This is a genomic window from Bacillus cereus group sp. Bce019 (assembly GCF_051781745.1).
Taxonomy (GTDB): Bacteria; Bacillota; Bacilli; order Bacillales; family Bacillaceae_G; genus Bacillus_A; species Bacillus_A cereus.
The window spans coordinates 1-278 of sequence record NZ_JBPWJX010000097.1 but is presented as its reverse complement, the minus strand read 5'-3'; the positions used below and the strand labels follow the sequence as shown (position 1 = coordinate 278).

The following is a 278-nucleotide window of genomic DNA, read 5'->3' as shown; positions in this document are numbered from 1 at the left end:
ATTTCCAATTAAGAAATCATCTGTTTTTCTTTTATCCTTCAACTACTGTCGCACCCAAAACGTGTTTGAAATGATTGAGAGCAAAATTGTGATTTTCAACTGATAAACTTGCCGTTGCTCCCGCAATAATCTCAATATTGTAGCCAAGATTATAAGCATCAATGGCCGTATGGAGGACACAGATATCTGTCAGGACTCCTGTTAGGACAACAGTATCAACCTTGCGCTCTCGCAGACGAATATCCAAATCCGTCCCTGAGAAAGCTGAGTAATGGCGC

The 278-nt window shown here is 41.0% G+C and carries 1 protein-coding gene; it reads right to left on the bottom strand.

What is annotated here, in order from left to right; genetic code table 11:
* Positions 1 to 31: 31 nt before the first annotated feature.
* A partial coding sequence (locus ACS2QP_RS27600; RefSeq protein ID WP_438883039.1) for a cysteine hydrolase family protein occupies positions 32 to 278 on the bottom strand: 247 nt, incomplete at its 5' end.